This window comes from Erythrobacter sp. BLCC-B19 (assembly GCF_028621955.1).
Lineage (GTDB): Bacteria > Pseudomonadota > Alphaproteobacteria > Sphingomonadales > Sphingomonadaceae > Erythrobacter.
Window position 1 is genome coordinate 2,465,642 of the sequence record NZ_CP117516.1, and the last position, 17,509, is coordinate 2,483,150.

Annotated in this window: 14 protein-coding genes; 2 read left to right on the forward strand and 12 right to left on the reverse strand. The window is 66.3% G+C overall.

Translation table 11 applies throughout. The annotated features are described in order from the left end of the window. Positions 1-56: 56 nt before the first annotated feature. The 11 genes from PS060_RS11455 to PS060_RS11505 form a co-directional block, all read right to left on the reverse strand. Positions 57-359, reverse strand: a complete 303-nt coding sequence (locus tag PS060_RS11455) for a hypothetical protein (RefSeq protein ID WP_273983297.1) — start codon at positions 357-359, stop codon at positions 57-59. A 2-nt stretch (positions 360-361) separates the two neighbouring features. Beyond that, positions 362-802 (reverse strand): chemotaxis protein CheW, encoded by a 441-nt coding sequence (locus PS060_RS11460; protein ID WP_273983299.1) that lies wholly within the window; start codon positions 800-802, stop codon positions 362-364. Positions 803-824: 22 nt separating this feature from the next. Beyond that, positions 825-1,208, reverse strand: coding sequence for a response regulator (locus PS060_RS11465; protein WP_273983300.1), 384 nt, complete (start codon positions 1,206-1,208; stop codon positions 825-827). 18 nt (positions 1,209-1,226) lie between these two features. Further along, complete coding sequence (locus PS060_RS11470; RefSeq protein WP_273983301.1) at positions 1,227-1,796, reverse strand: chemotaxis protein CheD; 570 nt, start codon at positions 1,794-1,796, stop codon at positions 1,227-1,229. After that, positions 1,793-2,863 carry a protein-glutamate methylesterase/protein-glutamine glutaminase gene (locus PS060_RS11475; RefSeq protein WP_273983303.1) on the reverse strand — a complete coding sequence of 357 codons (1,071 nt, stop codon included), beginning with the start codon at positions 2,861-2,863 and terminating at the stop codon, positions 1,793-1,795. The genes PS060_RS11470 and PS060_RS11475 overlap by 4 nt, the downstream gene beginning before the upstream one ends. Then, positions 2,860-3,756, reverse strand: a complete 897-nt coding sequence (locus PS060_RS11480) for a CheR family methyltransferase (protein ID WP_273986912.1) — start codon at positions 3,754-3,756, stop codon at positions 2,860-2,862. The genes PS060_RS11475 and PS060_RS11480 overlap by 4 nt, the downstream gene beginning before the upstream one ends. Before the next feature lie 2 nt (positions 3,757-3,758). Next, on the reverse strand, positions 3,759-5,888 hold the full coding sequence (locus PS060_RS11485) for a chemotaxis protein CheA (RefSeq protein WP_273983304.1): 2,130 nt from the start codon (positions 5,886-5,888) through the stop codon (positions 3,759-3,761). Next, on the reverse strand, positions 5,885-6,142 hold the full coding sequence (locus PS060_RS11490; protein WP_273983305.1) for an STAS domain-containing protein: 258 nt from the start codon (positions 6,140-6,142) through the stop codon (positions 5,885-5,887). Before PS060_RS11490 ends, PS060_RS11485 begins: the two co-directional genes overlap by 4 nt. A gap of 51 nt (positions 6,143-6,193) precedes the next feature. Further along, positions 6,194-7,672, reverse strand: coding sequence for a methyl-accepting chemotaxis protein (locus tag PS060_RS11495; RefSeq protein ID WP_273983306.1), 1,479 nt, complete (start codon positions 7,670-7,672; stop codon positions 6,194-6,196). Positions 7,673-7,770: 98 nt separating this feature from the next. Beyond that, complete coding sequence (locus tag PS060_RS11500; protein ID WP_273983309.1) at positions 7,771-9,555, reverse strand: methyl-accepting chemotaxis protein; 1,785 nt, start codon at positions 9,553-9,555, stop codon at positions 7,771-7,773. A gap of 43 nt (positions 9,556-9,598) precedes the next feature. Next, the gene (locus PS060_RS11505) at positions 9,599-12,109 is read right to left on the reverse strand and encodes a TonB-dependent receptor domain-containing protein (RefSeq protein ID WP_273983311.1); all 2,511 of its coding nucleotides are present in this window, start codon (positions 12,107-12,109) and stop codon (positions 9,599-9,601) included. 219 nt (positions 12,110-12,328) lie between these two features. Here PS060_RS11505 and PS060_RS11510 point away from each other — a divergent pair, with 219 nt between their 5' ends. Together PS060_RS11510 and PS060_RS11515 are read left to right on the forward strand one after the other, a co-directional pair. Continuing rightward, positions 12,329-13,435, forward strand: coding sequence for a DUF2332 family protein (locus PS060_RS11510; protein ID WP_273983313.1), 1,107 nt, complete (start codon positions 12,329-12,331; stop codon positions 13,433-13,435). A 180-nt stretch (positions 13,436-13,615) separates the two neighbouring features. Further along, positions 13,616-16,054, forward strand: coding sequence for a TonB-dependent receptor domain-containing protein (locus tag PS060_RS11515; protein ID WP_273983314.1), 2,439 nt, complete (start codon positions 13,616-13,618; stop codon positions 16,052-16,054). 67 nt (positions 16,055-16,121) lie between these two features. Here PS060_RS11515 and PS060_RS11520 read toward each other — a convergent pair whose 3' ends face one another. After that, positions 16,122-17,402 carry an HD-GYP domain-containing protein gene (locus PS060_RS11520; RefSeq protein ID WP_273983316.1) on the reverse strand — a complete coding sequence of 427 codons (1,281 nt, stop codon included), beginning with the start codon at positions 17,400-17,402 and terminating at the stop codon, positions 16,122-16,124. Positions 17,403-17,509: the final 107 nt, after the last annotated feature.

A 17,509-nucleotide genomic window follows, 5' to 3' on the forward strand; every position in this document is an offset into this window, starting at 1 on the left:
ATCGAAGCCATTCCCGGCGTGACGATACTCAGCGGGGAAAGGATTGGTTCGCGCGGTCAGACCGCATAGGCTGCCTCAAGTGCGCTGCGCAAATCGCCCAGCCTGATTGCAGCCACCGCTGCGGCCGGATCGAGGGCGGTCAGTACGCTCGCCATCTCGCGCAGCGACTGCGCGAGGCGATCGATCTGCTGGAGCTGCACCAGATACCGGCCTGCGACCTCGGGGTCGCTACACAGCACCAAGCCGAATTCTTCGGATTCAGCGGCAAGATGCGCCAGTTGCGCCGCGATCCCCGCCAGAAGGGGAGGCGATGGCGGCGCGGGCGGCAGAGCCTCGCAAGCGGGCAAACCCTGCGCCATGGTCAGGCTGCCAGCTCGATCGGCTCGTCCGCCATCAGCCGGGAGAGATCGAGCACCATCACCATGTCGTCCCCCAGCGGGGCGATGCCTTCAAGGAAGTGGGTGATCGTCTCCTGTCCCATCGCATCGGGCTGCTGGAGCGTGCCGGACTCGATTCCGACGATGTCGGCCACATCATGCACGATCAGACCGCGCATCTGGCCGTCATGTTCGATCACGATGATCGGGTTGCGCGGGGTGGCGTCGGTGGGTTCCCATCCCAGACGGGCGGCCAGATCGATCACCGGCAGCACCGCGCCGCGCAGATTGACCACGCCCGCAACATAATCGGGCACGCGCGGCAGGCGGGTGACGGGCGACCAGGCGCGGATCTCGCGCACTGTCATGATGTCGATGCCGAAGCGCTGGCTGGCGATGCCGAAGGTGATGAGTTCGTGGCGCATGGGCGGTGCTCCTCGTTCGGGGTCAGTGAATGACGCGGCGCAGGGCGGCGGTGAGCTTGTCGGCATCGAATGGTTTGACGATCCACCCCGTTGCCCCGGCATTGCGCGCCCGCTGTTTCTTTTCGTCGGAGCTTTCCGTGGTCAGCACGAGGATCGGACGCTCGGCGTGGAGCGCGCTCGAACGCAGCTTTTCAATGAGGCCAAAGCCATCAAGGCGCGGCATATTGATGTCGGTGATGATCACGTCGACCTCGTTCGAGGCGAGCCATTCGAGCGCCTCCTGCCCGTCTTCGCACTGTTCCACGGCAAAGCCCCGCGAGGTGAGCGCGCCGAGTAGCAGCGCGCGCATCGAGGCACTGTCATCGACCGTGAGCACACGGATGGGGGCAGGGTTGCTGGCTTGCATGAGAGGCTCCGTTTGGCTCTAGAATAGTTCGACTGTCCCAAGCGCCGATTGCGGGCGGCCCAGCGGTTTTTGCGTAGGCGCCGTTTCGGCCGGGACGAGGCGTGCGCGGACTTGCCCGCTGGCGGGACGAAACTGGATGCGTCGCGCCTGGGTGCCTTCGAGATCTTCGAACACGCAAGGGATGCTCTCGCGGCTGAGAAACTGGCGGGCGAAGGCAGCATTGGCCGTGCCGATCGGCGACAGATCGGGATTGAGGTTAGCCCCGCCATAGAGCCGCGCGCGCATCCGGTTCTTGCGCGCGCCGAGGCCGAGCATCTCGTTGATCAGCAGCTCCATCAGGAACAGGCCGTAATCGCTGTCGAATTCCTGATGGCGGACGTGCCGGGGCGGTTCGGCGAGAAGGAAGTGGTTCATCCCGCCCACGCGCGCGACCGGATCGAACAGGCAGGTGGCAACGCAACTGCCGAGAATCGTGCTCATTTCGACACGTGCGTCGGTGCTTGCCTTGGCCTCGCCCTGAACAATGGTGACCCGCAGGATATCGGACGGCGCCCCGAAGTCGGGGCTGTGGGGGGTGAGCACGCTCATGCGGCGGCGGCCTTGGCGGCGGTGCTGAAGACCGCAGGGGCAATGCGCGCCAGCGGCAGCACCTCGCGCGCCGCGCCCAGTTCGATGGCGGCGCGCGGCATTCCGAAGACGACACAGCTCGCCTGATCCTGTGCGATGGTGCGCGCGCCGATGCTGGCGAGCGCGACCATGCCCTGCGCCCCGTCCTGCCCCATACCGGTAAGGAGGATGCCGAGCGCATTTTCGCCTCGCGTCGTTCCGAGCGTCGAGGCGAGCGAGGCGAACAGGCGATCGACGCTGGGACGGTGCCCGCTGACCGGATCGCCGTCGCGCAGCACGCAGCGCAAGCCCCGCGTGCCGGCCGATGCGACCTGCAAGTGCCGTTCGTTGCCCGGCGCAAGCAGAATGGTTCCGGTCTCCAGCGGCATATCGCTTTCCGCCAGCACGACGCGCGGACGCACCGCGCGGTCGAAGGACTGGGCGATGGCGCTGGCAAAGCAGCCATTGATGTGCTGGACAATCAAGGTCGGCGGGCAATCCTCAGGGAAGCCCGCAAGCAGCGTGTGCAGCGCTTCGACCCCGCCAGTTGACGCGCCGATCACGATCACATCAGGCCGCATACCGGATAATGCGCTTGCCTGACCGAGCAGTGCAGGTGCGGGCGCTGGCGCAGGCGCAGGGCGCGCGTTGCGTCGCGCCTTGGCGGCTTCGCGCACCATGTCGACCAGCGCGCTGTCATCGCGCGCGCCCGGCGTCATGCCCAGCTGCGACTTGGCGATGCAGCCGACCGCGCCCAGTTGCAGGCCGCGCGCGGTGGCGCTAGCCCCTGCCTCGGTCGCGCCCGAAACGATGATCACCGGGGTCGGGCGCAGGGCCATGATCTTCTCGAGGAACGACAGGCCATCCATTCCCGGCATCTCGATGTCGAGCGTCACCACGTCAGGGTCGAGCGCCTTGATCAGCTGGCGTGCTTCGCCTGCGTGGGCGGCGAGGCCGACCACTTCGATGTCCTTCTCGCGCTCCAGTCGGTGCTGGAGCAGCGCGCGCATCAGCGACGAATCATCGACGATCAGAACCCTGATGCTCATGCCGCGCCCTTTCGCCGGTAGATGGTGGGGCCGACCGGTTCGAGCAGCGCGGCGGCAGGCCCGCTGACCCTTTCGGAGTGACCGATGTAGAGATATCCCCCCGGCATCAGCTGACGGGTGAAGCGTTCCAGCAGACGTTCCTTGGTGGGGGTGTCGAAATAGATCATCACATTGCGGCAGAAGATCACCTCGAAGGGGCGCCGCATCGGCCAGTCGCCCATCAGGTTGAGCGTGCGGAAGCGCACCAGCGCCTGCACTTCGGGATCGATCGCGAGGCAGGGCTCGCCCTTGCTGTCGATCGGCACGCACCAGTTGCGGCGCAAGGCTTCGGGCAGGGCGTCAAGCGCGCGCGCCGGATAGGTCGCCGCCCGCGCGCCAGCGAGCGCCGTGGCCGAAATGTCGCTCGCCAGTGCGAGCACATTGCTGCGCGCGATCGTCAGGCCCGCAGTGCGATCCGAGCCTAGCAGCACCATCATCAGCGTCCAGATTTCCTCGCCGCTCGAACAGCCCGCCGACCAGATCCGCACCGGCTCGCCGGCCAGTGCGCGGGCCACCAGATCGCCGCGCAGCACATCGCCGAAATGATCGAAGTGGTGGGGTTCGCGGTGGAAGTAGGTGTGGTTGGTGGTGAGCGCAGTGATGACCTCGTCGAGCCCGGCAGGATCGGAGGCGAGCGTGTCGAGAAAGGCGCCAAAGCTCGTCAGCCCGCTGCGCCGCACCAAAGGGGCGAGCCGCGAATAGGCGAGCATCTTCTTGCGATCGGACAGCACGATGCCGCTGGCCGCATGGATCAGGTCGGCGATGCGGCGAAAGTCGGCTTCGCTGTAGATCGCCGGACTGACGCCTGGCACCATGTTGTCGTCGGCAATCGTGCCGGGGGCGTGGTCGTGCATGGTCACGCAGCCGCCGCCAGTGCGACGGCTCCCATTGATCGGGCTGCCGTGCTGGCGATGAAGTCGACGTCGACGATCAGCGCGACCTTGCCATTGCCGAGGATGGTCGCGCCTGCGACGCTTTCAATCTGGCGGTAATGCGCATCCAGCGCCTTGATCACGAACTGGCGCTGATCGGTGATGGCATCAACCAGCAGCGCGGCGCGGCCATGCCCCTCGGTCTCGACCAGCACCAGCACACCCTCGCACGGATTGGAGACGGCATTCTGCGCACCCGTGAGAGGGCCAAGCGGCACGATCGGCACGAAGCTGCCGCGCGCGTTGAGCATCTGCGCGCGGGTGCCCATGCCCTTGACGTCGGCCGGGGTGGGGCGGAGGCTCTCGATCACATGGGTGAGCGGGATCACCAGCGAATGATCGCCAACCTGCACGATCATGCCGTCCGAAATCGCCAGCGTCAGCGGCAGGGCAAGGCTGAAGGTGGTGCCTTTGCCGGGCGTGCTTTCGATGGTGATGCGGCCGCCCAGCTCCTTCACGTTCTGCTTGACCACATCCATCCCTACCCCCCGGCCCGAGATGTTCGAGACCTGCGCGGCGGTGGAGAAGCCGGGGGCGAAGATCAGCAGGTTGATCTCGTCGTCCGAAAGCTGGGCGTCCGGGGCGACAAGGCCATTGGCGATGGCCTTGGCCAGCACCCGTTCCCGGTCGATCCCGCGGCCGTCGTCAGCAATGCGGATGATGATGCGTCCGGCCTTCTGTTCAGCCGATAGGGTGAGCGTTCCTTCGGGGTCCTTGCCTGCGGCGCGGCGCTCCTCCGGCGGCTCGATCCCGTGGTCGACCGCGTTGCGGATCAGGTGGGTCATCGGTTCGGACAGGCGCTCGATCACGGTCTTGTCGAGCTCGGTGGTCTCGCCCGCCACTTCCAGCTTGACGTGCTTGCCGGTGCTGGTGCCCAGTTCGCGCAGCAGGCGGGGCACACGCCCGAAGACCGAGCTGATCGGCTGGGCGCGAAAGGCCATCGCGTGTTCCTGCACATCGCGCACCAGCGTTTCGATCAATGCCAGTTCCTCGACATGGGCGAGGTTCTCGTTGGCGAGGCGCTGTGCGAGCATGGCCTGCGCAATCACCAGCTCGCCCACGCCGTCGATCAGCATATCGAGCTTCCTGAGGTCGATCCGTACCGACTGATTTGCTGGCGCAGCAGCGGCCGGGGTCGCGGCCGTCGTGGCGGCGGGCGGCGCAGCTGCGGGTTGAGCGGGCGCGGCGGCAGGCAGGGATGGCGCTGCTGTGGATCCGGACAAGGGTGCCGCTGACCCGGAAATGCGCGGGGACGGCATCGTGCCATCAGGGCCATAGGCAACGGACACTTCGTCGCCGACGAAATCGAAGATCTCCGCAACTGCCTCGCGGCTGACATGGCCCGGCATCCGGAATGTCCAGCCAAGATAGCCTTCCTCGACCAGCAGGCGCTCGAAGGTCGGGACAGCGGTGATGTCGCACAGCTCGCAGGTGCCGCCGAGGTCGGTGAGTTCACGCAGCCAGAGCAATGGCTCGCTACCCTTGGTCATCGCGCCCGCATGGGGCCGGATATGGACAAGCCAGGTTTCGGGCGCCGGTGGCGCAGTCGCGGGTGCGGGGGCTGACAACTCATCGAGCAGCGCGTCGAGATCGTCGAATGCGGGTTCCGGCGCCGGCACTGGAGCAGGGGCAGGGGCAGGGGCAGGCGCGGGCGGGGAGGCGGCAACCGCCCCGCCGTTGCCCGCCCGCGCGGCTTCAAGCCGGGCGAGAAGTTCGGCATCATCGGGCGGGCATCCGCCCCCGCGGGCGGCCTCGACATGATCGCGCAGGCAATCAAGCGCAAGCAGCAGCAGATCGACCAGCGCCGGATCGAGGGGAACCAGACCCTCGCGGATCTCGCCCAGAAGGTTCTCGAAGCCGTGCGTGTAGGCGGCCAGCGCGGTATGGCCAAAGGCACCCGCGCCGCCCTTGATCGAGTGCACCGCGCGGAAGATCGCGTTGATGGTTTCAGCATCGTGGGTGCCGTCGCGGCAGGCGGCAAGCCCGGCTTCTGCGGCCTCCAGCGCCTCTTCGCACTCGACGAAGAAGATCTGCTTGATGTCATCTTCGGTCATGCGGCGATCCCTTCCATGACGGCATGATCGAGGCCGGTCAGAGTGAGAGCGGCCGTGAAGGCCGCGCTGGGGTTCTGCACCAGGATCCCGGCTTCGCTGCGGGCCGCTGAAACCAGCACTTGCAGCATCGCCTGCCCGATCCGCTCGACCCGACCGGCATCGATCACCAGCGGCGCGGGGCCGAGGCTTTCCGTGAGTTCGGGATAGAGCGCCGCAGCGGCGCTACGGTCGCAAACGGGGGGAAGGGTGATCATGGGGCAGGCCTTTTGCGCGTGCTGCGAGGGGGCTGGCGGTGGTCAAGCGGATCAGAATTCGGTCCAGTCGTCGTCGCTGGGGTCTTGGGTGGGCGCGGGTTTGCGGGCGAGGTTGCCGGTGATGATGGGCGCTGGCGCTGGCGCTGGCGGGGGTGCGGCGGGTTTGCGGGCTACCGGGGGGCGGGCCGGGGCCGGAGCCATGCGCGGTGCTGTGTCATGCCCGCCAGCGTGGCTGGCGAGCATTTGCCCTGCGGCGCTCACCCGGAACTGGGCGACCAGCTCGGACAGGCGCTGGGCCTCGCTCGAGAGGCTGCGGGTGGCGGCGGTCGATTGTTCGACCATCGCGGCGTTCTGCTGGGTCATGCGGTCGATGGTGCCGACGGCGGAGTTGACCTGTTCGAGATTGGTCGCCTGAGCGGCGGTGGTCTCGGCGATCTCGTTGACCTGCGCGGTCACGCTGCCGACCTGCGCGACGATCTCGGCAAGCAGCGTGCCGGTCTCGCCGACGAGGCTCACCCCGTCGCCCACATGCGCGGTCGACTTGCCGATCAGCGCCTTGATGTCGCGCGCGGCATCGGCGGAGCGCTGGGCAAGGGCGCGCACTTCGTTGGCGACCACGGCAAAGCCCTTGCCGGCCTCGCCTGCGCGGGCGGCCTCGACGCCGGCGTTCAAGGCGAGCAGGTTGGTCTGGAAGGCGATGCCGTCGATCACGTCGATGATCTGGGTGATCTCGCGCGCGGATTGCTCGATCGCGCCCATCGCCGCGACCGCCTTGCCGACCACGGCGCCGCCTTCGGTGGCGCGCTGGTGGGTCTGGGCGATCGCGCTTCTGGCAGCGACGGCGTTGTCGGCCGATTGTCGTGTAAGCGCGACCGTGGCGCCGACCGAGGCGGCGGTTTCTTCAAGGCTGGCGGCCTGCTGCTCGTTGCGAAGAGCGAGGTCTTCCGAGGCAGCGCGGATTTCGTCCGACGAGGTGCGCACGCCCCCCGCGGTCGCCCGCACCGCGCCGATCATGGTTTCGAGCTTGGCGACCGAGGTGTTGAAGGCCTCCTGCAACCGCTCATGCTCGCCCGGCGGCATCGAGGTAATGCGATAGGTCAGATCGCCTTCGGCGAGGCGTTCGAGCGCATCGCTCAGGGTCTCGACGATAACGCCTGACTGGTCGGCAATCGCTTCCTGCAGGCGCAGGGCATCGGAGCGGAAGGTTTCCATCGCCTTGGTCATCCGCCCGACGCAGTCGGTGTGGTCGATGCGGCGCACCGGCGAGGTGAGGTCGCCCGCGGCAAGCCCCTCCATCCGCACCACGGTCTCGACATAGGAGCGGCACACCAGCTCCTTTGCCAGCAGCAGTCCTCCGACAGTCGAAACCACGCCAAGCAGCGACATCGCCGTTCCAACCCACGGCGCGAGTGAGCCCGACATGACCAGGACGCTGCCGAGCAGCTGGAACAGACCGATCGCCAGAGTCGCGGCGATGAGAATCGTGAACTTGCGGCGGATCGGGGCGTGCTTGGTGAACCAGGTGAGCATGGGGTATTCCTTGGGGTCGTCTGGCGGCCATCATGTGCCGCAGGGCTGAAAGGCTGCTTGCAAAGGCGCTTGGGGCAAGCCCTTAGGGATGGCCCGGATCAGGCGGCTCGCCGGCCCGAGCGCGGGCTCGCGTGCTGGCGTTTTGCCATGCGGGGCGGGCTGTCACTGGCTGCCGCTGATTGATCCGCACTGATCCGAAAGCCCGCAAAGGTCGCCGCCAGATGCCGCGCCTCGTTGTTGAGGTTGCGGGTCGCGGCGTTGGTTTCCTCGACCATGGCCGCGTTCTGCTGGGTCATCTTGTCCATCGCGCCGATGGTTTCCGACACTCGGCGCAGCGCCACGCTCTGTTCGCTCGCGGCCTCGGCAATGCGCGTGACGGCCTCGGTCACTTCGCCGACGCGGGCGATGATCGTCTCGAGCGCAGAGCCGGTCTCGTGCACCAGCGATACCCCGGTCTGGACATGGCCGCTGACCGCCTCGACGCGCTTCTTGATCTCGCTTGCCGCTTCCGTGGCCCGCATCGAGAGCGCGCGCACTTCCGAGGCAACCACCGAGAAGCCCTTGCCCGCTTCACCCGCCCGCGCGGCCTCGACCCCGGCGTTCAACGCGAGCAGGTTGGTCTGGAAGGCGATGGTGTCGATCATCGCGGTGATGTCGGAGATTTCCTCGCTCGCCGTTTCGATCTGGCCCATCGCCTGGATCGCGCGGCCCACCACTTCGCCGCCGTTCGTTGCTTCCTCGCGGGCATCTCGCATCGAACTGCTGACCCCGACAGCGAGGCTGGCATTGGCCTCGATATTGGCAGTGAGACTGACCATGCTGGTCGAGGACACCTGCAGGCGGGCTGCCTGATCCTCGCTGCGGCTGGCAAGATCGGTCATCGCGTGCTCGATCTCGGAGGAGGTCAGGTTGATCGAGCCGATGCTCTCGTTGACGGCGCCCATCGCCTGCGCGAGCCGCTCCATCGCGCCGTTGAAGTCGCGCGCCAGCGGCTGGAAGGCAGGGGGCATATCGGTGAGACGCACGGTCAGATCGGAATCGGCCACGGCCGCCAGCCGCTGGCCGATCCGGGCCACCGCTTCCTCACGCTCGGCGACCGCGCGCTGGCGCTCGATGGCGGCATCGCGGAACACCAGCATCGCCTGCGCCATTGCCCCCAGTTCATCGCTGCGGTCGGTGCCCGGGATGTCGATGCTGTTGGCACCGCGGGACAGGTCGGTGACGGCGCGGGTCAGTGCCACGATCGGCTGTGCGATCGAGCGGGTCAGGCCGCGCGCGAGGACCAGCGCGAGACCAATCAGGATGGCCGCGCCAAGCCCGAGTGCGATCCACGCCATGGTAATCACCCCGGCCTGCCGTTCGCTCTGCTCCTCGATTGCGGCGTGCTGCGCATCGCGGATGTCGCGCAAGGGGTTTACGGCGTCGCTGACCAGCACCTTCTTGCCCGCCGCCCGGATTGCTGCCTGCGCAGCATCGCGATTGCCGGCCTTGACCTCGGCGACGTATCGGTCGCCCCAGTCGCGCCGCCACTTGAGCGTCTCGGCGCGGCTGAGGCGGGTCTTTTCCTGCAGGACAGGATCGGTCAGCTGGGTTTCCAGCTCCGCCGACATCCGATCATAGTCATCGCGGCCTTCATAATAGGACTTGAGGTAGCTCTCGTCGCCGGTGACCAGGAACCCGCGCAGCTGGCTGTTCTGGCGCAGCAGCGCGGTTTCAAGCCCCAGCACATTGGCCAGCACCGCCTGCGTCTCGGTGTTCCTGGCAGTGACCGAGGATATCATGGCAAGGCTGATCCCGCAGGCGATCATGACTGCGGCAGCGACCACGTTGAGCAGCACGAAGGATGCGCCGAGGCGGCGGGGGATGCTCATCCGGTCAAGCATGGGTGGAGTTCCTCTCGTCCATTGTTGCGATCCGTCCTGCCTCTCAGAAGGCGTAGCGCAGCGATGCGGTGACGGTGCGGCCGTTCATCACCTGCACATTGGCAATCCCGGAGGCCGGGATCGTCGGCGCGCCGATCTGCACCACGGCCAGCTCGTCGAAGACGTTGAAGGCATTGAGCGCGACCGTCAGGCCGTCTGCCGGGCGATACTGGACATAGGGGCTGACCAGCACATAGCCGGGTTGCACCAGTTGGTTGGTATCCTGCGCGAAGCTTTTGGTGGTGCCGTTGATGACCGCCCCGAACGTGACCTTATCCAGCGCAACTTCGGGCCGCGCGAAGAAGGCGAAGTCGGGGATATGGCGCGGGGTGTTTCCGTCGAAGGCCGGGTTGTTGGCGTCCTTGTCGATGCTCGCATCGGTGAAGGTCGCCCCGACGGTGATCGCAAACGGACCCTTGCGCCACTCGCCCTCGAACTCGAGCCCCTTGGCGCTGTAGGTGCGGTTGACCGGCACCACGAAGGCCTGACCGCTGGCATTGGCGGTGATCTGGAAATTGCGCTCGTCGGTCGAGGCCCAGAAGCCGGTGAGGAAGGCGCTGAGCCCGTCCTTGCGGAACTTCACCCCGGCCTCGGCCTGCTTGACGACCGACACCTGCACTGCCGGATCGGTCGGACGGCCCGTCAGCGGGTTGAGCGTTTCGGTGCCGATCGCGTTCTCGGCGCTCGCCCGCCCGCCGCGGCTGTAGCGTGCAAAGGCCGACAGGCTGTCGGCAAAGCGGTAGTTCACCCCGGCGGAATAGGACAGGTAGTCGTAATCGTAATCGACCGGCGCCGGCTGAGTGAGCGGCAGGATCGCAACCCGGCTCTCGGCAACCGACACCTGACCGTCGCGATTGACGTCGATGGGGGCGACCCCGACCCGGCCGCCGCCGAAATTGGCGGAGAACACCTGGCCATTCACTTGCCCCTTGTCCCACCGCAGGCTGGCACCGATGGCCAGCTTGCCGATCTGGTAGTTCACCGAGCCATAGGGCGCGACGATGTCGTAATCGACGTCGTAACGGTTGTGGTAGATCCCGAAAGGAAGGCCGACGGCGAAGCCATAGGCGAGGGTTCCGCCATCCGTCAGACGCAGGCCGTTGCCCGCGGTGAGATTGACCGGCGCGCTCTGCCCGCCACCTTGAATGTCCTGCAAGGTGCTGGTGAAGTTCCAGAACATCGCGATGTCCTGCCGCGCGCTGTAAAGGCCTGCGGTCGTCGTCAGCTTGCCATCGCCAGCATCCCACACGCGGGTCGCGCGCAGATCATTGGTGACGTTGTCGAGGCTTTCGAGATCGGCATAGATCCGCGCCGACAGCGCCAGCAGGCGTGCATCGGTGATCGCGCTGCCCGCTTGCGGCCCGGCGGCATAGCTAAGGCTCGCGCCCGGCCCGCCGAAGCCGGCAAAGAACGGCGCGGGGGCGGTCACGAAGGGGGTGTTGTCGTTGTATTCGCCGCTGACATCGGAGAAACGGAACCGGTTGGTGACGCTCCATCCCGCGATGTCGAACTGCGCCTCGATCCCGAAGGATTTCACCTGCGCCGCCAACCCATCGCGTCCGTCGATAAGGGTCGGGTTGTTGTTGCGATCGACCTCGGCGTAGCTTGCGGTCAGCGGAGAGGCGTAGCCGTTCTCGCGGATGTCGAAGCCGGGGAGGAAGCCGATCTGCGGGTCGGCATCGGTGCCGGTGATGGTGACGGGCGCGGTGCCGTAGATCGGCTGCTGATCGTCGAGATACTTGGCGTAGAAGCGGATATAGCCTCCATCGAAGTCCTTGGTGACATTGGCCTTGAACTGGCCGCCCTTGAACCCGGTGTAGCCGATCTCGCGCGGGCCTTCGCCGGTGCGGTAGAAGCCGCCGACATGGAAGCGCCAGCCATCACCCAGCGGGCTGCCATAGGCAAAGTCGATGCGCTTCAGATCATGCCCGAGGCCGCTCGATACCTGCATCAGCCCGCCCGCGGTCTCACCGGTGCGCGAGATGAAGTTGATGAGGCCGCCGGGCGAATTGGACGCGAAGGTCGAAGCCGAACCACCGCGGATCGCCTGCACCTGCGACAGCGTCAGGTCGGCGCGCAGGAACTGGTCGATCCCGGCGAACTGGATGTCGCCGAATTCGAGCACGGGCAGGCCGTCCTCCTGAAGCTGGAGGAACTTCGAGCCTTCCGCCGCCAGCGGCAGGCCGCGAATGGTGATGGCAGAGAAGCCGTCGATGTCCGATGTCTCGGAGCGGATGCCGGGGATGTTCTGCATGATCCCGGCAATCGAGCTGACCGACAGGCTGGCAAGATCATGCTCGTCAAGCGTGCTGGCAGAAATCGCGGTGTCGAGCAGGTCGCGGCCCTTGGCAACGCCGGTGGTAAAGGCTTTGGGCGTGGGGGCAGGGGCAGGGGCACTGTCGGCGGTCGCAGCCGCGTCGGACGAGGTCTCGGCATCCGAGCCGGTTTCGGCGTAGGCGGGCACCGCAGCGGTGCCAGAAAGCAAGGCGACAAGGCAGGCAGAGCGGAAACGCATCAGAAAAATTCTCCGGTTGGCAACACAGATTTCTGAGCGTGGCGATAGGCCCGCGGGTTTTAACCGGCAGAATTGCGCCTCATCGGTAATGATACGGGGCGCGTGGACGCGCTGAGCGCGGCCCTGGCCTGCGCGCTTTCCCTTAGGTTGGCGGGAAATCATCTTGGCGGCGCGGGCCTATGCTTGGGCGCTTCGTTGATATCCATAGGGCCGCAGCGCTTGACCATTCTGTTTCATCCTGATGCCTTCGCTTCGCCGCCCGCCACAGCACTGCGGTCGGTTCGGCAGCTCCTGATCGAGGCGCGCAAGGCGGAAGAGTTCGGCAAGCCGCTGGCTGCGGCCTTGATGCAGGCGCTTGCGCGGGTGTTGCCGGGCGCCGGACCCGTGTTCGAGCGGATCGAAGGCTGGCCGGGCGATCTGGCCTCGGACGGTGTGATCTTCCGATTGAATGCCGGGCTGCACGCGTTGGCTTTGATGGGCCGGGCAGGCGGGCTTGCGGCGCTTTATGGTGAGGGTCGGCAGGTGCCGCCGCGACAACTCGACACAGCGCTCACAGATGTCCTGACGATGGAGGCCGACGCTTTGCTCGGCTGGCTTGCGCACCCGACCCAGACCAACGAAGTCGCCCGCGCCGCAGGGCTTGCCGCCGCGCTGCTGGCGCTGGGCGAGGAGGCCGCCCTGCCATGCGAACTGCTGGAACTGGGGGCGAGCGCGGGCCTCAACCTCAATCTGGCGCATTATGCGGTGCGGTTGGGGGGCGTGGCTGCCTGCGCCGCGACGAGCACAGTCACGCTCGCGCCGGACTGGCGCGGCGCGGCGGTGCCAGCTGGCGTGATCAACATTGCCTCGGCGCGCGGTGTCGATCTGCATCCGCTCGACATCGGCAACCCGGCCGATCGCCAGAGCCTTGCAGCCTATATCTGGCCGGGTGAAGCCGCGCGGGCAGAGCGGCTGCGCGCCGCCTTGGCCATCGCGCAACACCATCCTCCGCAGGTCGAGCCGGGGCTGGCGAGCGACTGGCTCAACCGTCAGCTCGCCGCACCGCAGGCTGAAGGGGTGCGGCGCGTGGTGTTCCATTCAATGGTCTTGCAATACGCGTCCCCGGCCGAACGCAGCGCCATCGACGCAGCCTTTGCCGCTGCTGCCACCAGAGCCTCGCAACGTCGCCCCATCGCCCGCGTCAGCGTCGAATGGAGCCACGATCGCCGGGCGGTCGAACTCAGGATCGCGCGCTGGGACGGCGCTGCGCATCACGGCACGCCGCATCTGGCGGCGATCTGCCATCCCTATGGCGAATGGATCGACTGGCGCGGGCTGCCGGCCTGACCCTCGCGTGATTGCCTAAGGGTCGGTTTCAAACCTGCCAAGCCATGCAGGCCTATCCGGCAGGCTGCACGCGATGAAGCCGGACTGCACAGGGGTCCGACAAAGCGTGGGGAGTATGCCATGCGAGTGAAATCCCAATTGCTGCTATGTGCTGCCTTCGGGGCGTTGGCCACGCCGGCCATGGCTGAGGGCGAGACCGAGGAAACCGCCGAGGCCAGCGCGGCCGAAAGCGCCGCGCCCCCGGCACCATCCCAGACGCCCGCGGCTGAGGTCTTCTCGACCGGCATGGCCAAGGGTCGCGACCGGCTCGACAGCGCGACTTCGACATCCTCGCTGAAGGGCGACGACATCGACCGTTTCGGCCCGCGCCCGCTTGGCGATGTGCTGCGCACCATGGCGGGGCTGCGGGTGGCGACCGGCATCGGCGAAGGCAACAACAACTACACCGTGCGCGGCCTGCCACTGGCGGCCGGCGGCTCCAAATATATGCAGTTTCAGGAAGATGGTCTGCCGGTGCTCGAATTCGGCGACCTCTTCAACGTTGCGACCGATGTGTATCTGCGCAACGATTTCAGCGTCAGCGCGATCGAGACGATCCGCGGCGGATCGGCCTCGACCTTCGCCTCCAATTCGCCGGGTGGGATCGTCAATGTGATCTCCCGCACCGGCGAGCAGGAGGGCGGCCGGGTGCAGGTGACCGCTGGTCTCGACTTCGAGGAAAAGCGCATCGACTTTGATTACGGCGCCAAGCTGGGCGAGAACACCCGGATGTATGTCGGCGGCTTCTACCGTCAGGGGGAAGGGCCGCGCGATATCGGCTTCACCGGCTGGCGCGGCGGGCAGATCAAGGCCAACATCACCCGCACCTTCGACAAGGGCTATGTGCGGGCCTATTTCAAGCTGCTCGACGACCGCTCGCCGACCTTCGCGCCCTATGCGGTGAACATCACCGGCACCAATGACAATCCGACGATCCGGAGCTTTCCCGGTTTTGACCTCAGGCGGGATTCGACGCTGTCGCCGTATCTTGGGGCTGTGCTCACGCTCGACCGGAACAACAATCCCGTCGCCCTTCCGATCAGCACCGGGCAGAGCGCCAAGTCGAAGTCGATCGGGCTGGAGGCGCAGTTCGAGCTGGGCGGCTGGACGATCACCGAAAAGGCGCGCTACGCCGTCAATGGCGGCGATTTCAGCCGGATGTTTCCCAACCGCCAGAACACCGTTTCGGCCTTCGCCAACTCCATCGGCGGTGCAGGATCGAGCGCGGTCTATGCCAGCGGGCCGCTGGCCGGGCAGACAATCCCGGGCGGGAGCCTGATCAATGGCAACGGGCTGCTGTCGCTCTACTTCGTCAGCTTCGTGCGCGCGAGGTCGCTCGACAACTTCACCAATGATCTGCGCGCCAGCAAGGTGTGGGATGTAAGCGGCGGCAAGCTGACCACCACTGCCGGGCTGTACTTCGCCACGCAGGAGCTTGATACGACCTGGCTCCACACCGCGATGATCGTCGATGCCAATGGTGGCGGCGAGGTCGCGCAGGTCGATATCGTCAATGCCGCAGGTCAGCCGCAGACCTTGAATGGCTATTTCGCCTTCGGCCGCGAGAGCAGTCTGTTCCGGCGGATCTTCGATGTCGATTACCGCGTGCTCGCGCCCTATGGCTCGGTCAACTTCCATATCGGCAAGCTCGCCGTGGGCGGGTCACTGCGTTACGACAGCGGGCGCGTGCGCGGCCAGTTGTTCGGCGCGGATCTGGGCGGCGGGAGGCAAGGGCTCACCAGTTTCGACTTCAACCGCGATGGCGTGATCAACCCGGCCGAGGCACGCACCGCCTTCCTGCCGCTCGACCGCCCCGCACCGGTCAATTACGATTACGGCTATCTCAACTATTCGGTCGGGGTGAATTACCGCGTTGCCGAGCCGTTCTCGGTGTTTGCGCGCTACAGCAAGGGCGCGCGGGCGGCGGCGGACAAGGTGCTGTTCACGCCGACCGTCAACCCGCTCACCGGCAACGTCCCCAGCGGCGACCGGCAGGACGATGTGATCCAATACGAGGCGGGCTTCAAGCTGCGCCGCAATGGCATCACCGTCAACGGCACGGTCTTCCATGTCGAGGCGGAAGACCAGAACGTGCTCAATGGCGCGGCCAATGCCACCAACCGGGTCTACGAAGCCCAGGGGGTCGAACTGGAAGGCAACATCGTGCGTGGGCCGTTCAGCCTGATGCTTGCAGCGACCTATACCGAGGCAAAGATTGTCGAAGACCGGATTGGCGGCGTCTTTACCGGCAAGGAACCGCGTCACCAGCCTGACTGGGTGTTTGTTGCCGTTCCGCAGGTCGATTTCGGCACCTTTGCAGCCGGTGCCAACATCGTCACCATCACCGGTTCCTTCTCGCAGGACAGCAACCAGCTGCGAATGCCGGGCTTCACCACCGTGGGTGCCTATGTCGAGGTGCAACCGGCCGAGAACCTGCGGCTGACGGTGAGCGCGCAGAACCTGTTCGACACGCTCGGCATCTTCGAAGTCAACCAGGCGAGTGTGCCTGCCAATGGCATCGGATTTGCCCGCGCCGCCAACGGGCGCACGGTGCAGGCCTCGCTGCGCCTCGCCTTCTGAACCTCAGTGACGCAAACAAAAAGCGGGCCGGAGAGCGATCTCCGGCCCGCTTTTCGTTTGGGCTGTGTCAGTCGTGCTTGGCGTTGCGATAGGCGCTGAGGAACACGAGTTCGCGCAGCTGGTCATCGCTCGGCAGGCCCAGACCGCTGAGATCGGCAATCCCCTCGATCCGTTCATTGTCATTGCTTTCCGCCAGCGCAATCCGATGCGGCAGGATGCGTTCGCCCGCGGCAAGCGAGAAGAACGCCTGCACGACCGGCCGCAACGGATCGCGGCGATCCTCGTCGATGACCATGGCGAGCTTCTGGCTGCGCAGGACGACAAAGGCGCCGACCGGATAGAGCCCGACCACCTCGACAAACAGGCGCAGAATGTCCTCGTCGAAGGCGCCAGACTGGGCGCGCAGCGCCTCGACCGCGCTGGCCGGGTCGAGGCCGGGGGCGGTGTCGCTGCCGGCCAGCAGGAACTCGAAGCTGTCGCAGATCGCCGCCATGCGCGCGACCACGGGTATCTGGTCCCCCGCGCAGCGCTGCGGATAGCCGCGCCCGTCCATGCGTTCGTGGTGCATGAGACAGGCATCAAGCACCAGTTGCGGCAGATCACTGTCGTTCTGCAGCGCGCGGTAGCCGAGCATCACGTGCTGCTGCCAGATGCGTTCATCAGCATGGCGGAAATCGCCCATCGGCGGCTCGCCCGCACCCGGAAGGTAATTCACCCCGATATCGAGCAGCAGCCCGGCGAGGCCGCAATTGTGGATGTCAGCGGCGGGCAGTTTCATGCGATCAGCCAGCGCCACCATCAGCGCGCTGACCGAAAGCGCATGGCGGAAGATCGCCTCGTTCTTGAGCTTGCAGCGCATCAACCCGCTGAAAGCCTGCGGGTTGCGCCGCACCGAGGCAAGGATATCGCTTACCACCGGCTCGACCTTGCGCACGTCGAGCGCCTTGCCAAGCCGGGCAGCGATGAAGGTCTTGCCCAGCTTGTCACGCGCCTGATGGGCGATCGCGGCTGCGGTGCCGATTTCCTGCGCCATGCTGGTCGGCTCGGCCACCTTGAGCTGTTCGGCGGTGCGTTGCTTGATGCTTCGGATCCGGCGCTGCGCCCCGTTTGCGCTGGCAGGTTCGCGGGCAGGCACTGACGCTGCGGAGGGGCGGGCGGCGGCGACATCCCTGCCTTTGGAGGTGTCGATCACCACCCCGCGCAGCCGGCTTGCCTTGATCGTCGCCAGCTTGTCCGCGTCCTCGACCAGAAACTTCGCTTTCCAGAAGGGATGATCGAACCAGCCGCCTTCGAACTTGTGGACGAACATCCCCAGCTCCAGATCCGAGACAGCGATGTGTTTCAGCATGATGGTTGGCCCTGCCCTTGGGTTGGGTGTCAAGCATAGTGCCGCGCCCTTTGCGTTTGGCTGCGCTCACCTCCGGCCAATCACGTAGGTGGGGCGCAAGACAAGCA

Excerpts from the sequence above, each read along its gene's own strand:
- PS060_RS11455 (WP_273983297.1), bottom strand. The coding sequence starts at position 359 with ATGGCGCAGGGTTTGCCCGCTTGCGAGGCTCTGCCGCCCGCGCCGCCA.
- PS060_RS11460 (WP_273983299.1), bottom strand. The coding sequence starts at position 802 with ATGCGCCACGAACTCATCACCTTCGGCATCGCCAGCCAGCGCTTCGGC.
- PS060_RS11465 (WP_273983300.1), bottom strand. The coding sequence starts at position 1,208 with ATGCAAGCCAGCAACCCTGCCCCCATCCGTGTGCTCACGGTCGATGAC.
- PS060_RS11470 (WP_273983301.1), bottom strand. The coding sequence starts at position 1,796 with ATGAGCGTGCTCACCCCCCACAGCCCCGACTTCGGGGCGCCGTCCGAT.
- PS060_RS11475 (WP_273983303.1), bottom strand. The coding sequence starts at position 2,863 with ATGAGCATCAGGGTTCTGATCGTCGATGATTCGTCGCTGATGCGCGCG.
- PS060_RS11480 (WP_273986912.1), bottom strand. The coding sequence starts at position 3,756 with ATGCACGACCACGCCCCCGGCACGATTGCCGACGACAACATGGTGCCA.
- PS060_RS11485 (WP_273983304.1), bottom strand. The coding sequence starts at position 5,888 with ATGACCGAAGATGACATCAAGCAGATCTTCTTCGTCGAGTGCGAAGAG.
- PS060_RS11490 (WP_273983305.1), bottom strand. The coding sequence starts at position 6,142 with ATGATCACCCTTCCCCCCGTTTGCGACCGTAGCGCCGCTGCGGCGCTC.
- PS060_RS11495 (WP_273983306.1), bottom strand. The coding sequence starts at position 7,672 with ATGCTCACCTGGTTCACCAAGCACGCCCCGATCCGCCGCAAGTTCACG.
- PS060_RS11500 (WP_273983309.1), bottom strand. The coding sequence starts at position 9,555 with ATGCTTGACCGGATGAGCATCCCCCGCCGCCTCGGCGCATCCTTCGTG.
- PS060_RS11505 (WP_273983311.1), bottom strand. The coding sequence starts at position 12,109 with ATGCGTTTCCGCTCTGCCTGCCTTGTCGCCTTGCTTTCTGGCACCGCT.
- PS060_RS11515 (WP_273983314.1), top strand. The coding sequence starts at position 13,616 with ATGGCTGAGGGCGAGACCGAGGAAACCGCCGAGGCCAGCGCGGCCGAA.
- PS060_RS11520 (WP_273983316.1), bottom strand. The coding sequence starts at position 17,402 with ATGCTGAAACACATCGCTGTCTCGGATCTGGAGCTGGGGATGTTCGTC.